The sequence below is a fragment of the Nocardia vulneris genome (assembly GCF_001613425.1).
Lineage (GTDB): Bacteria > Actinomycetota > Actinomycetes > Mycobacteriales > Mycobacteriaceae > Nocardia > Nocardia vulneris.
The window spans coordinates 1-12,629 of the sequence record NZ_BDCI01000047.1 but is presented as its reverse complement, the minus strand read 5'-3'; the positions used below and the strand labels follow the sequence as shown (position 1 = coordinate 12,629).

The window sequence follows — 12,629 nt, the reverse complement described above, 5'->3', positions numbered from 1 at the left end:
CATGGACAACGACGAGCCGACGAGAGACCCACGCCCGGGGGGAGCGCGCGCGGAGCTGGAGCAGGCGATCGCCCTCGACATTCGTGCGCTGACCGCGGTCTCCGAAGAGATCGGCCATGTGTTCGCTCGGTCGAACGATCTGCGGCCCAATGATTTTCGTGCGCTGCTCCTCATCGCCGTCGCGGATATGGACGGCAAGCCGCTCACCGCGGGACAGCTCGGTGGCATGCTCGGTGTCACCTCGGCGGCAGTGACGTATCTGGTCGAACGAATGATCGCTTCCGGGCATATTCGACGGGAAACCGATGCCGCCGACCGCCGCAAGGTGATCCTGCGCTACGACGAGCACGGGATGCGGGTTGCGCGCGAGTTCTTCACCCCGGTGAGCAATCACATCAGCTTCGCCATGACCGGCATGACGGATACGGAATTGACCGCCGCGCACAAAGTGCTGCACTCCGTGATCGAGGCGATGCGCCACTATTACAGCGCTCTGGCGCCGGAGCGTTGAGTTCGGATCCGGGTCACCGCCCTGCGGAGCGTCGCCCGGGGATCGGTCCGCCGTCGTTTTAGCCTGAGACAGTGCCGCGATTGCCAGGAAGGGAGTAGCGCCGCGGCGGATCGCGAACTCGAGGAGGTTGTGTCCTTGTGGCTGTGCTGACCCCGCGCGAACGTCCGAGGCGTTGGTCGCTCGACGACATCGTCGTCACCGATCCGCCGATCATCCGCCGGGCGATCGGCGCGGCGAGCATCGGCAATATCACCGAGTGGTACGACTTCGGCGTCTACGCCTATTTCGAGCCCACGATCAAAGAGGTGTTCTTCGCCGATCTCGGCGACACCACGGGCACCATCGCCACCTTCGGTCTGTTCGCGGTGGCGTTCCTCGTCCGCCCGTTGGGCGGTATGTTCTTCGGTCCGCTGGCCGACCGTATCGGCCGTAATCGGGTGCTGGCGACCACGATGATCCTGATGGCGCTCGGCACCTTCGCCATCGGCTGCATCCCGGACCAGAATTCGATCGGTTTCTGGGCGCCCATGCTGCTGTTGTGCGCACGGCTGTTGCAAGGCTTCTCCACGGGCGGTGAATACGGCAACGCGATGACCTTCATCGCCGAATACGCGCCGGATCGGCGGCGCGGATTCCTCGGCAGCTGGCTGGAATTCGGCACGTTCACCGGATATCTGCTCGGCGCGCTGATCGTCACGCTCGCCGATGCCACACTGAGCCACGAGCAGTTGCTGGCGTGGGGCTGGCGGCTGCCGTTCTTCCTCGCGCTGCCGCTCGGCATCGTCGGCGTCTACCTGCGCATGCGTTTGGCCGACACCCCGGCTTTCGCCGCATTGGAAAAAGAATCCGAAGAGCGCGAGAAGGCGAACAAGACCGGCGACGAAGCCAAGATCCTCGCCAAGCTGTGGCCGTACGTTCTGGTCTGCATGGGTCTGGTCGTGGTCTGGAATGTCCCTAATTACATGCTGACCTCGTACATGCCGACCTATGTCACCGCCACGGTGCCCGACGCGACCGGCGGTGGGGTGTCCTCGTCGGTCTCGCAGTGGCTGCAGATCGCGGTGATGGCCGTCGCGTTGCTGACCATTCCGGTGATCGGTTTCCTCTCCGATCGGGTCGGCCGTAAACCGATCATCTGGACCGGTATCGCGGCCTTGATCGTGCTGTCGTTCCCGATGGTGCTGCTGGTTCGCACGAACAACGCGTTCGCCGTTTTCGTGGGCCTGCTGATGATGGGGCTGACGCTGATCTGCTTCAGCGCGACGATGCCCTCGACCCTGCCCTCACTGTTCCCCACGAAGGTGCGCGGCGCGGGCCTGTCGGTCGCATTCAACGTCGCGGTATCCCTGTTCGCGGGCACCACCTCGGTCGTCGTCGGCGCCCTCGTCGGCCTGACCGGCGATTTGAACTGGCCTGCCTACTATCTGATCATCGCAGGCGTCGTAGGCGCCGCATCCGTCTACTTCCTCCAAGAACCCAACGGCAGACACATGTGGGGTTCGGCCCCCGCCGCTCAATCCGAAGAGGAAGCAGCCGAATTCGTCGGTTCGCAGGCGCTCGAGTAACGGGTGTGAACCTTTACGTCGCCGACAGTAGTTCGTGTTCGGCGAGGACTTTCTTGATGGTGAACATGGACTCCATTGCGCGGGGAAAGCCGCAGTAGACGGCCGAATGGAGAGCGGTTTCGAGTAGTTCGTCCGAGGTGAGCCCCGCCGTGAGAGCCGCCTTGGCGTGCACCGTGAGTTCGCGCTCGCACCCACCCAGCGCGGCCAGCATGCCGAGGGTGACCAGTTGCCGGGAGCGCGGATCCAAGGCCGGGCGGCTGTGCCGCGTTCGAGGCGATCTCGGGTGGTTTCCGCCAGGTTCGGCACAGGATCAACCATCGAATGTCCTTTCAGGGCTGATGAACCGACGCGGGAGTCGATACGCGCGGCATGCGGGACTGCCGCCCGAAATTAGCGAATTTCCGCAACGGCGCACACCACCGAACGGATGAACGGTGACAGCCACTCGGCTGCCGCCCACCATCCTTCGGGTGGCCCGCACTCGACGGGCGAGCGGCGGTACCGCGCCGAGATCGGCTGTCTAGTCGGCGTTTTCGTCGATCGCGGCGGCGCGGTAGGCGCCCGGCGTCTGCCCCATGGTGCGACTGAACGTGTCGACGAAGGCACTGGGAGTGGCCCAGCCGCAGCGGTGGGCGGTCTGCGTGACGGAGGCGCCGGCGGTGAGTTCGAGCATCGCATGGAATACCCGGGCCGTGGTGCGCCACTGCGGATAGGTGGTGCCGAACTCGCCGCGGAACAGGCGCGCGAGGTGGCGTTCGCTCGTGCCCACGCGCCGGGCCAGCCAGGTCATGGTCCGGGGCCGGCTCAGATCGTCGACGACGAGTTGGCAGGCTTGCGCCAGGCGCGGGTCCTGCGGTTGCGGGAGGGCCAGCGGCGTGACGTGTGCGCTGCGGAGCCGGTCGCGGATGACGGCGCGCAGTCGGGCCGATTCGCCTCGCGGGAGCTCGGGTTCCGTAGCGGCGATGAGTAATTCGCGCAGCAGGGCGGACACCGCGAGGACGGTAGGTGACTCGTCGGGGAAAAGGGTGTCGTGGGCGGGGAATTCGAGCAGATGCACATCGGCGTGCCCGTAGACGCGGTGCTCGTGCCAGGTGCCCGCCGGTGTCCACACGGCGCGGTGGGCGCCCGCGACCCAGGTGCCGTGATCGGTGCGCACCGCGAAAATGCCGCTGCTGACATACATCAACTGATGGACGTCGTGCCGGTGCCGGGCAATGACCTCGCCCGCCGGAAAGTGTTGTCGGATTTGCGACACAACTGGACAGTTTATCGGAAGATCGAACCCTCGCGGCCACGCATCGTAAAGATATGCGAGCGACGAGATCACTTCGAAAGCCATCGCCGAGTTCCGGCCCCACGGTGGTACCGCGCCGTGATCGGCTGCGACGCATGGTGGCCGATACCAGGCCGCTGGCGCATGCGGGATTCCGGCGCCTCTTCCTCGGCCAGTCCACCGCCGTCGTCGGGATGATGGTCACCTCGGTGACCGTTGCGGTGCAACTGTTTTCGCTGACCGGGTCGTCACTGGTGGTGGGACTGGCCGGACTGGTCGGGCTGGTGCCGACAATCGTGTTCGGCCTCTACGGTGGCGCTGTCGCCGACGCCATCGATCGCCGCAAGCTGTACCTGTTCTCGTCGTCGCTCACCTGGGCGATCACGCTCGCGCTGCTGGCGCAGAGCCTGCTGGGGATCCGTTCTGCTGCATTGATTCTCGTGCTGGTCGCCGTGCAGGCCGGTGGTTTCGCGGTGTCGGCGGCGGTACGCGGCGCACTCATACCGATGTTGGTGCCCGCCGAACAGCTCCCGGCCGCCAACGCGCTGAACTACACCGCGGGCACGCTCGGGCAAGTTCTCGGACCGCTGCTCGCGGGCGTATTGCTCGCGCTGCCACACGGATTCGCGCTCGCCTACGGCGCCGACGCCGTGCTGTTCACCGCCGCGCTCTACGCCGCCGCGCGGCTGCCACCGTTGCCCGCGGCCGCGGTGGCCACCCGCCCCGGCCTGCGTTCGGTGTTCGAAGGCCTGCGTTTTCTCGCCACGAACCCGGTGCTGTCGACCTCGTTCGCGCTGGACATCGCCGCGATGGTGCTGGCGATGCCGACGGCACTGTTCCCTCAGGCCGCGGCCGAGCGATGGCACGGAGGCGCGGGCGTGGGGGTGGGGGTGCTGTATTCGGCGATCGCTGTCGGTGCGTTGCTGGCGGGTGTGTTCGGAGGATGGATCGGCCGCGTGCGCCGCCAAGGGGTGGCGTTGAGTGTCGCGGTGGTGGTGTGGGCCGCGGCCATCGCCGCCGCCGGGGCGGTCCGGAGTTTGTGGGCCGTTGTGGGGTTGCTGGTCTTGGCGGGGGCGGCGGACCTGGTCAGCGCCGTCTACCGGGAGACGATGTTGCAGACCCAGGTGCCCGACGGGATGCGCGGACGTTTACAAGGCGTGTTCACCGTGGTCGTCGCGGGTGGTCCCCGCCTCGGTGACCTCAGAGCCGGTGCGATGGCGGCTGCCACGACGCTCACGATCGCCTGGTCCGGCGGGGCCCTCGTCTGCGTCGCCGTGGCGGTGCTCGTGGCGCTGAGCGTGCGATCGTTCTGGCGCTACGACAGCGCGGCGCGTGCGTGATCGGCCTTGCGATGGCAAGCGCCGCCGGTCATGACTTGACCGGCAGCGCTTGGCTGTTCGACGAGCGGGTCGATGCTGCATGAGCAGCGGCAGTGTGCTCAGCACGCCGCCTGCGGCGGCGGGCAGACCGTGTCGTGTTCGATGGCGATATCCGCCGCGCCGGCGCGAGGCGCGGTCGCTACCCATCGTTGCCGCGCCTCGCGGCGTCCTGGGAGGGCTGGTGCGGCCCGCAGCAAGCTGGGGCTTGGCCGTCGTCTCGTCCACCGGACTCGAGGCGACGGCCCGCTACCTGGTGTTCAGCTGCGTAGGTAGGACGCGCCGTTCAGATCCAGGATTGTGCCCGAGGCCCAGGCGGCGTCGGGGGAGGCGAGGTAGCGCACGGCGGCGGCGACTTCGTCCGGGGTGCCGACTCGGCCGAACGGGCTCTGGGCGCGGACCTCGTCACCCGCGTCGCTCGCGAGTTTCGCTTCTTGGCGCTCGGTGCTGATGAAGCCGGGCGCGACGGAGGTCACCGCGATGTCATGGGGTGCGAGTGCGATCGCCATGGACTGGCCGAATGCGTGCAGCGCTGCCTTGCTCGCCGCGTAGGCGGGAAATTCGGGTTCGCCCCGGAACGCGCCGCGTGAGCCGATGTTGATGATGCGGCCGGGCGCGCCGCGGTCGATCAGATGCCGGGCGACCCCATACGTCAGGTGCACCGCGCCGAGCAGGTTGACATCGAGCATCTGTTGCCAAATCTGTTGCCACTGCCCGAAATCGACCTCGGCGACCGCGTGCCGGGTGGTGGCCGAGGTAGCGACGGCGGCATTGTTGACCAGGATGTCGATGCCGCCGAGCGCGTCCACAGCCGCCTCGACCACCTGTCGAGCGGTCTCCGGAGCACCGAGGTCGCCGGTGATCATGGTGTGCCCCGTGCCGGGCAACAGCCGCAGAGTTTGTGCCGCGGCGTCGGCGTCCCTGCCGTAGTGCACCGCCACGCGATCGCCGTTCTCGGCGAAGGCCACCGCTACCGCCCGGCCGATCCCGCGCGACGCCCCGGTCACCAAGACTCGTCTCATCGCGCGAACACCTGTGCCTCATCGGCGAACGCCTTGAACTCCAGCGCATTTCCGGCTGGATCCCGGAAGAACATCGTCCACTGTTCCGCCGGTCGACCGGGGAATCGCAGGTACGGCTCGATCACGAATTCCACACCGGCCGTGCGAAGCTGCGCGGCCAGGGCGTGAAAGTCGTTCGCCGGCAGGAGTAGTCCGAAGTGGGGCACCGGCACGTGATGTCCGTCGACCTCGCTCAGGCCCTGTGCGGTGATCTCACCCGTCGCCAGATGGGTCACCAACTGGTGGCCGTGCAGGTTCCAGTCGATCCAGTGGTCGCTGCTGCGCCCTTGTTCGAGGCCGAGGACGTCTCCGTAGAAGCGGCGGGCGGCGTCCAGATCATCGACCGGGATTGCCAAATGCATGGCGGGACGGGTTGGCATGGTCAGCACTCCTTCTTCCTGCAATCTGGCTTTCAGCTTGCTCCGCCCCATGTCCTAATGTCAACATTGGGACATGAACTTACCGCTGCCCAAGGCGGCACGTCGCGGGCTCGCGAACGAAGCCGCCGACGTCATCCGCGATGCGATCTTCGCCGGCGATATCGTGCCCGGTGCGCCGCTGCGCGAGGTCGAACTCGCCGCCGCACTCGGCGTCAGCCGCGGATCGGTCCGCGAGGGTCTGGCCCTGCTGCAGCGTGAGGGCTTGATCCGCAGCGGCTGGCATCGCGGCACCGCCGTCATCGAGGTCACGCCACAGGACATCGAGGAGGTCTACGCGGTCCGCGGTGCACTGGACCGGCTGGCCGCGATCAGTGCCCAGGCCACCGCGAGTCCGGAGCAGCTCGCCCCGCTCGACGACCTGGTCGAGGCGATGGCGGCCGAGATCGCCGGTGCGGCATCCGGGCCGCGACTGCTCGCTCTCGACATCGCATTCCACGACCAGATCTACGCCGCCGCCGGAAACCAGCGGCTCAGCCAAGCGTGGCAGGCCGTGCGATCGCAGGTCTATCTGTTCCAAACGCACCGTGTCGCAGCGGGATACGAGCACTATCGGGACCGGGTGATCGATGAGCATCGTGAGCTGGCCGAGCTGCTGCGGTCCGGTGATCGTGACACGCTGGCGTGCTGCGCCGAGGAGCACGTGGATTCGGCTCGACGCAGTCTGCTCGCCCACCTCTCGGCCTGAGCACTGCTCGCCCATCTCTCGGCCTGAGCGCGCCAGGCCGCAGCCGCGATTTGGCGCGGGCCCAGCGGTGGCGCGGTCGGGCGCGGTCCGGCGGGCTCCGCGCGCAGTGGCGTCCGCCCCCCGATGGCTCGGCCGACCCGGCGGTACCGGTTCCGTTCTGCCGGATGCTCGGTACGACCGAGATCGGCAGCGTCCGTGCCCCTTTGGGCGATCCGCGCACGCACAAGACGCTCGCTCGTCGACCTCGGCGACCCGGTGTCGGACCATTACCTGATCGGCCGGGTGCGGCAGGATCGCTGAACGACGGCGGATTATCTGGATCGGAATGCTGAGGTACGTAGCTGTCGCTGTTGATAATCGACGCTGGTAGAACGTATCGCCCGTGCTGATCAGTGCTGCGGCCATGAGGCAGCGCGGAACGTGCGACTCGACCGTGCTGATCAGTGCTGCGGCCATGAGGCAGCGCGGAACGTGCGACTCGACCGTGCTGATCAGCGCCGCGGCCACGGGACAGTGCGAAACGTGGGGCGCGAACTGCTCACCGATACCGATGCGCGCGCGTGATGGGCTCCGTGCGCCCGCTGTGCGTGCCGGTTCGCAGCGCGACCGACACCGCGAACGCCGTCCGGCGGATCAGCGCGCACGCGCTGTCGATGTCGAACCGCGCGACGGAATCGCCGATCGCGATCGCCGCGACGGGACGGCGTCGCCAATCCATCACCGGCGTCGCCACGCAGCGCACGCCGCGAGTGAATTCCTCGTCGCTGGTGGCGATTCCGGAACTGCGCGCGCGGGCGAGATGCGATTTCAGGTCCGCGCCATCGGTGATCGTGCGCGGCGTCAGCTGGTCGAAGCACTTGGCCCGCAGGAGTTCGGCGGGCTGATCGAGGGCGTACGCCAGCAGGACCTTGCCGATCGCGGTGCAGTGCACCGGCGCGAAGGTCTGACCGAACGACGGTGTCCGCGCCGCGGCGTGCCCGTAGATCCGCTCCGTGTACCGCACCTGGGAGCCGGCCAGGACACCGAGTGACACCGTCGCCCCGGTGCGTATGTGCAAATCGACCAGGAACGGTACGGCCGCCGCGCGCAACAGATCTCGGTTCTCCGGCGGCGGCACGGCGATGCGCATCAAACGCTGCCCGACGACGTAACCGGGCCCCTGCTGCTCGATCAGCCCGTTGGCACACAGGACCCTGATCAGTCGCCACACCGTGGTCTTGGGCAACTCGGCGCGGCGCGCGAGGTCGGCGGGGCTGACCGGTTCGACCTGATCGCCGAGCAGATCCAGCAGGCGAGCGGATCGGGCGACGAGGCCCTCCGGCTGCTCAGACATCGCACCGGAGCTCGTACGGCCGAGCCGGGGGAGTTCCCCGCTCGGTTGCCGCCTCCGGCACTTCGACCTGGGTTTCGCTCTCGCGCACGAGCGGGCGTGGATACCGCGGCATGATGGACATCGATCACTCCCTTGTGGCAACTACTTCCGAGCCCGCCGAGCCCGAACCTACTCAGGAAGATCTGTGCCGTAACCCCCTGCCCGGAGTTTGCACGCGCTGGGTGCAGAACGTCGTTCGGCCGAATCGGCCGCTCCGGGCCGGGAAACTATCGGTTTGCCCACTTCGTCGCCGACTGCTGAAGTTTGTCGAGCTTGCCGCGGTAGCGCCCGGCGGTCCGCGCGTCGAGGAGGTCGGTCGCACGCTTGATCGTGCCCTCGTTGGCGCGGATCGCCGACTTGACGGTCGCGCTGTTCACCTTGCCGCCCTTGGTCATTGCGAAGATTCTCGCCAGCGTCGATGCCATGCTCGTTCCTTTCGATCGGGAGGGCCATCGAGCGGCCCCGCGCCCCCACAATATATGCGAAAGTATGCATGTATCGACCTAGTCGGCGATCTCTCAGCGAACCCACAGATCCCAGGCAATCCGCCGTCGCACGCGTAGAGCAGCCTGGACGGTTGATCATCAGGTAATGGTGGCGGAGGGCTCTCGGCCGATGCCGCAATCATTACCTGGTGATCGCTTGTCCAACTGCGATTCGGCTACGGTTCGGCGACCGGTAGCGAGGACGGGCCGGAGTAGCGATCACTTCGCGGTGGTGCTGGACAACCCGGCGATCGCTCGTCCGATGTCGGGTCGGGGAAGTGCTGCGGCGCGGGCGTTATCGGCGTCCGAGTGGAATGGTCCAGGTGCGCACGGCGCCGGCCTGTTGCAGCGCCGTGCGGACGGTGACGGCTTGCTCGTCGTCCTCGGCCAGCGCGATCATGCAGCCGCCCAGGCCGCCGCCGGTCAGTTTCGCGCCCGCTGCGCCTGCCTCGATCGCGGCGGCGACCAGCCGATCGAGTGCGCCGCAGCTGACACCGATTTCACACAGCATGGCGTGGAACGCGGTGCAGTGCTTGCCCAACTCGGCTATGCGGCCCGCGGCGAGGTCTTCGGCCGCCATCCGCGTCAGCGCCGCGGCGTTGATCAAATGTGTTCGTGCCTGGTTGATCTCGCTGGCGAGCTGGGTGCGGACCTGGGTGACCGCGGCCTTGGTGCTGCCCGTGATCCCGGTATCGGCGACCACGATGCGGGCCCGCGCCGGTCCCGAAAGCGGTTGTACCCAGCCCGATTCGAACCAGACCGGTCCCGCTGCCATACAGGCGACCGCGTCGATGCCGCTCGCGGTGCCGTGGGCCATGTCTTCGCCGTGCTGTACCGCGCGGTGCAAGATCTCCGGTGTCAGCGTGCATTCGAGATGCTCGGCGAGCGCCCGTACGGCCGCGACGGCGCACGCGGCGCTGGCGCCGAGGCCCCGGCCGGGCGGTATCGCACAGCGCAGGACGAGGTCGACGCCGCGCTCCGTGTAACCCACCAGCCGCATGAACGCGTGTGCGGCCACCTCGACGCTGTCTGCCGACCGGCCGTCGGAACGCGGGTCGACGTGCACGAGGTGGCTGCGCGAGCGTTGGGCGTCGAGCACCGCGTCCGCGGCGGGGGAGCCGGCCGCCGCGCGACCGTACGCGGTGGCGTGCGCGCGGAGCTCGGGCATCGGTACCGCGATGGCCGGCATGCCGTACACCACCATGTGCTCACCGAGCAGGATGATCTTGCCGTGTGCGCTCCCCGCGCCTGCTCGGTGTTCCTGGGTGGTGCGGTACAGGTTGTCGGAAATCACGCTCGAGCTCCCAACTCTGCTCTCGGTTAAGGTCTTTCGATTGCACGGCGTGCGGCCCCCGCTTTCCAGCCGACGTTCCGTGGAACGGAACAAAGATCGATCGTTCAGCGCGGCCGGGCGGACACCAGCCCACAGCCGCCGACGTGTCGCGGGCGGAGATCCGTGGTCTGGGTGCCGTAAGGGGATTGACAACAGCGCGGCGACATACAAATACTGTTTCTCGTGAAAGAACTTTTGTACGTCGACTCGATCGCGCAGGCCGAGGTGCTGTTCAAGCCGCAGCGGGTCGACGTCTTGCAGCAGCTCGCGCAGCCGCGGTCGTGCCCGGAGGTGGGGCAGGTGCTGGGGCAATCGACGCAGCGGGTCTCTTATCACGTCAAGAAGCTGGTGGCGGCCGGGCTGGTCGAGCGGGTCGCGGAGCGGCCCGTGAACGGGATCCGCGAGGGCGTCTATCAGGCCGTGGCGCGGTCGTATTGGGTGTCGCCGCGACTGGTCCCGGCCGAACGACGCCGGGTGCGCGACGAGTTCAGCCTGGGTTATCTGCTCGACCTGGTCGAGCACGTGCAGAGCGAGCTGGGCGCGTTGTCCCCGGTGGACGGTCCGGTCCCGACACTCGGGGTCTCGGGACAGATCCGGCTCGAACCCGGCCACCGGCAAGCCTTTTTCGACGAGTTGCGCACCGTGCTGCAGGAGTTGTTCACCCGGCACGGCGCCGGCCAGGGCGAGACCTTTCGCCTCGCGGTCGCCTGTTATCCACACGAAGATGAAGGAGAACCCGATGAGTGATCAATTGCGTGTCGAAACCGAGCTTTCCGTAGGCCGAGACGAGGCGTACCGGGCTCTGACGGATCCCGCACGGCTCACCCGGTGGCTGGCCGAGCACGCCGAGGTCGATCTCGATGCCGGCCGATACGAGTTCTGGGGATCGACCACCCCGCAGGGCGACGAACCGCACCAAGAGAGCGCGACCGCCGGGTCCGAATCATTGGCGTTCATTTGGGTTCTGGACGGTGCGAAGACCGAAGTCGAGCTGCGGCTCGCAGATACGGGCGCCGCCACTGTGCTGCGGTTGACCCACGACGGGCTGCCGACGCTGGAAGAACTGATGGATCCGCCGGGCCGCCGCGACGGCAGGCACGCGATGCACGTGTTCTGGCCGCTCGCGCTGGCCCGCCTGACCGAATACCTGGACGGCAGAACCGAACTGACGCCTGCGGCCGACTTCGGCCCTGGCCGCAGCACCGAGATCCGGGCCGAGATCAGCATCGCCGCACCGCCCGAGCAGGTGTTCGCCTCGCTGATCGAGCCCGCGCAGATCCAACGGTGGTTCGGCGCCCCCGGTGTGGAACTCGAACCCCGGGTCGGCGGCCGCGCCACCCTGGGTATCGATGGCGAAGTAACCGAATTCGAGCCCGACCGCCGGATCACCCTCGCCGACAGCGAAGGCTCGATCGTCACCTGGCAGTTGGACGGCACCGACGGCGGCACCCGCCTCACCTTCGTCCAAAGCGGTTACACCGACACCGAACTCGACAACGCTGCCCAGCACGAGGCCGGTTGGTTCGCCGCCTTGGCCGAGATCCGCCGCCTGAACGAACTGGGAGATGCTTGGACTCCGGTCATTCGGGACTTCCCGGAACCTGCCTGAGAACCAGTCGGACGCTGCGAGATCGTCGGCCGCTCAGGCCTGGCGCGCACGCCCGGCGTAGTCGTTCTCGGCGTACCACTCACCGCGCCCGGCGGGCAGCAGGTCGAGGATGTTCCAGACCGGGGACAGCAGGTCGATGCCGCGTTGGGCGTCGTCGAGGAAGTTGGCGGGCAGGGTGTAGAAGTGACGCACCTGGTCGCCCTCGGCGGTGAAGACGCTGATCATCGGGCGCTGATCGCCGTCGGGCCGTTCGGCGTTCAGGTCGGCGTTGAAGGTGGTGTCGTGGCTGGAGAGGATGCGCAGGCCGTCCCAGCCGCGGCGCAACGCCCAGCCGCGCAGTTTCGGCAGCGGGGCCTTGGCGATGACGGCGAAGCTGGTGCGCTGGCCCAGATGATGGGCGACGCCCTGGAATCCGTCGACCCACAGCGAGCACATCGGGCACGCCGCGTCGTCGTCCGGATGGAACATCAAGTGGTAGACGACGAGGGTGTCGTGCTCGCCGAACAGCTCCCGCAGTCTCGTGGTCCGGAGCGGTCCGGGCCTGCCGAGGTCGGCCGGTCCCTCGGCGAAGGCGTAGTCGTCGAGGGTGCGTCCGGCCGGCATCTCCCGGCGGGCGGCGGCCACCGCCTCGATCTGATCGCGTAGCGTGCGTTCGGCTTTCGCCAGTTCGATACGGGCCGTGATGTATTCGTCGCTCGCGCCCTGGGGCCACATCGGTTCCATCGCCGCGGCATCCACTTCACCCATGACGGGGGATCTCCTCTGGTTTCGGATAGTGAACGAGCCCTCGGGTCAAGGTAGAGCACGGGCGACGAGACCTCAAGAGCGACACGAAGCTACCGCGAACTCGGACTTGCCTCCGCCGCGTAGGCAGTTACTATATATTTATATACCTACCTGGCATGGTGGTGAGGAGTGC

The 12,629-nt window shown here is 67.5% G+C and carries 14 protein-coding genes; 6 read left to right on the top strand and 8 right to left on the bottom strand.

Translation table 11 applies throughout. The annotated features are described in order from the left end of the window. Nucleotide 1 precedes the first annotated feature (1 nt). Entirely contained in the window at nucleotides 2-511 is a 510-nt protein-coding gene (locus tag NVU01S_RS37960) for a MarR family winged helix-turn-helix transcriptional regulator (RefSeq protein WP_043677800.1), read from the top strand. A 137-nt stretch (nucleotides 512-648) separates the two neighbouring features. Then, nucleotides 649-2,076: an MFS transporter gene (locus NVU01S_RS37955; protein ID WP_043677798.1), complete on the top strand. Its 1,428-nt coding sequence runs from the start codon at nucleotides 649-651 to the stop codon at nucleotides 2,074-2,076. Between the two features lie 13 nt (nucleotides 2,077-2,089). Here the strand turns inward: NVU01S_RS37955 and NVU01S_RS37950 are convergent, their stop codons facing one another. Both NVU01S_RS37950 and NVU01S_RS37945 read right to left on the bottom strand, forming a co-directional pair. Further along, entirely contained in the window at nucleotides 2,090-2,323 is a 234-nt protein-coding gene (locus tag NVU01S_RS37950; protein WP_052281092.1) for a carboxymuconolactone decarboxylase family protein, read from the bottom strand. A gap of 273 nt (nucleotides 2,324-2,596) precedes the next feature. Continuing rightward, the gene (locus NVU01S_RS37945; RefSeq protein ID WP_043677795.1) at nucleotides 2,597-3,331 is read right to left on the bottom strand and encodes an AraC family transcriptional regulator; all 735 of its coding nucleotides are present in this window, start codon (nucleotides 3,329-3,331) and stop codon (nucleotides 2,597-2,599) included. 134 nt (nucleotides 3,332-3,465) lie between these two features. Here NVU01S_RS37945 and NVU01S_RS37940 point away from each other — a divergent pair, with 134 nt between their 5' ends. Beyond that, nucleotides 3,466-4,689 (top strand): MFS transporter, encoded by a 1,224-nt coding sequence (locus NVU01S_RS37940; RefSeq protein WP_043677793.1) that lies wholly within the window; start codon nucleotides 3,466-3,468, stop codon nucleotides 4,687-4,689. 296 nt (nucleotides 4,690-4,985) lie between these two features. Here the strand turns inward: NVU01S_RS37940 and NVU01S_RS37935 are convergent, their stop codons facing one another. Continuing rightward, entirely contained in the window at nucleotides 4,986-5,747 is a 762-nt protein-coding gene (locus NVU01S_RS37935; RefSeq protein ID WP_043677791.1) for an SDR family NAD(P)-dependent oxidoreductase, read from the bottom strand. Next, nucleotides 5,744-6,166: a VOC family protein gene (locus tag NVU01S_RS37930; RefSeq protein ID WP_043677880.1), complete on the bottom strand. Its 423-nt coding sequence runs from the start codon at nucleotides 6,164-6,166 to the stop codon at nucleotides 5,744-5,746. The genes NVU01S_RS37935 and NVU01S_RS37930 overlap by 4 nt, the downstream gene beginning before the upstream one ends. A gap of 73 nt (nucleotides 6,167-6,239) precedes the next feature. Between NVU01S_RS37930 and NVU01S_RS37925 the strand changes: the two genes are divergently transcribed. Then, nucleotides 6,240-6,911 carry a GntR family transcriptional regulator gene (locus NVU01S_RS37925; RefSeq protein ID WP_043677789.1) on the top strand — a complete coding sequence of 224 codons (672 nt, stop codon included), beginning with the start codon at nucleotides 6,240-6,242 and terminating at the stop codon, nucleotides 6,909-6,911. Nucleotides 6,912-7,449: 538 nt separating this feature from the next. Here NVU01S_RS37925 and NVU01S_RS37920 read toward each other — a convergent pair. From NVU01S_RS37920 to mvk, 3 genes are all read right to left on the bottom strand, one after another. Continuing rightward, a complete protein-coding gene (locus NVU01S_RS37920; RefSeq protein ID WP_052281469.1) occupies nucleotides 7,450-8,244 on the bottom strand; it encodes an IclR family transcriptional regulator in 795 nt (264 codons plus the stop codon). A 266-nt stretch (nucleotides 8,245-8,510) separates the two neighbouring features. Continuing rightward, the gene (locus NVU01S_RS43815; RefSeq protein WP_156162020.1) at nucleotides 8,511-8,708 is read right to left on the bottom strand and encodes a hypothetical protein; all 198 of its coding nucleotides are present in this window, start codon (nucleotides 8,706-8,708) and stop codon (nucleotides 8,511-8,513) included. A gap of 355 nt (nucleotides 8,709-9,063) precedes the next feature. Next, nucleotides 9,064-10,062: a mevalonate kinase gene (mvk, locus tag NVU01S_RS37915; protein WP_052281468.1), complete on the bottom strand. Its 999-nt coding sequence runs from the start codon at nucleotides 10,060-10,062 to the stop codon at nucleotides 9,064-9,066. A 222-nt stretch (nucleotides 10,063-10,284) separates the two neighbouring features. On the opposite strand from mvk, the gene NVU01S_RS37910 reads away from it, so the two are divergent. Together NVU01S_RS37910 and NVU01S_RS37905 are read left to right on the top strand one after the other, a co-directional pair. Further along, complete coding sequence (locus NVU01S_RS37910; protein ID WP_043683313.1) at nucleotides 10,285-10,848, top strand: winged helix-turn-helix domain-containing protein; 564 nt, start codon at nucleotides 10,285-10,287, stop codon at nucleotides 10,846-10,848. Continuing rightward, entirely contained in the window at nucleotides 10,841-11,710 is an 870-nt protein-coding gene (locus NVU01S_RS37905) for an SRPBCC family protein (RefSeq protein WP_043683318.1), read from the top strand. The genes NVU01S_RS37910 and NVU01S_RS37905 overlap by 8 nt, the downstream gene beginning before the upstream one ends. 33 nt (nucleotides 11,711-11,743) lie before the next feature. On the opposite strand, the gene NVU01S_RS37900 is transcribed toward NVU01S_RS37905, so the two are convergent. After that, nucleotides 11,744-12,457, bottom strand: a complete 714-nt coding sequence (locus NVU01S_RS37900) for a DUF899 family protein (protein ID WP_043683310.1) — start codon at nucleotides 12,455-12,457, stop codon at nucleotides 11,744-11,746. Nucleotides 12,458-12,629 lie beyond the last annotated feature (172 nt).

Bases quoted from the DNA above. Each gene is read 5' to 3' on its own strand.
- NVU01S_RS37960 (WP_043677800.1), top strand. From the start codon at position 2: ATGGACAACGACGAGCCGACGAGAGACCCACGCCCGGGGGGAGCGCGC.
- NVU01S_RS37940 (WP_043677793.1), top strand. From the start codon at position 3,466: ATGGTGGCCGATACCAGGCCGCTGGCGCATGCGGGATTCCGGCGCCTC.
- NVU01S_RS37935 (WP_043677791.1), bottom strand. From the start codon at position 5,747: ATGAGACGAGTCTTGGTGACCGGGGCGTCGCGCGGGATCGGCCGGGCG.
- NVU01S_RS37930 (WP_043677880.1), bottom strand. From the start codon at position 6,166: ATGCCAACCCGTCCCGCCATGCATTTGGCAATCCCGGTCGATGATCTG.
- NVU01S_RS37925 (WP_043677789.1), top strand. From the start codon at position 6,240: ATGAACTTACCGCTGCCCAAGGCGGCACGTCGCGGGCTCGCGAACGAA.
- NVU01S_RS37920 (WP_052281469.1), bottom strand. From the start codon at position 8,244: ATGTCTGAGCAGCCGGAGGGCCTCGTCGCCCGATCCGCTCGCCTGCTG.
- NVU01S_RS43815 (WP_156162020.1), bottom strand. From the start codon at position 8,708: ATGGCATCGACGCTGGCGAGAATCTTCGCAATGACCAAGGGCGGCAAG.
- NVU01S_RS37905 (WP_043683318.1), top strand. From the start codon at position 10,841: ATGAGTGATCAATTGCGTGTCGAAACCGAGCTTTCCGTAGGCCGAGAC.
- NVU01S_RS37900 (WP_043683310.1), bottom strand. From the start codon at position 12,457: ATGGGTGAAGTGGATGCCGCGGCGATGGAACCGATGTGGCCCCAGGGC.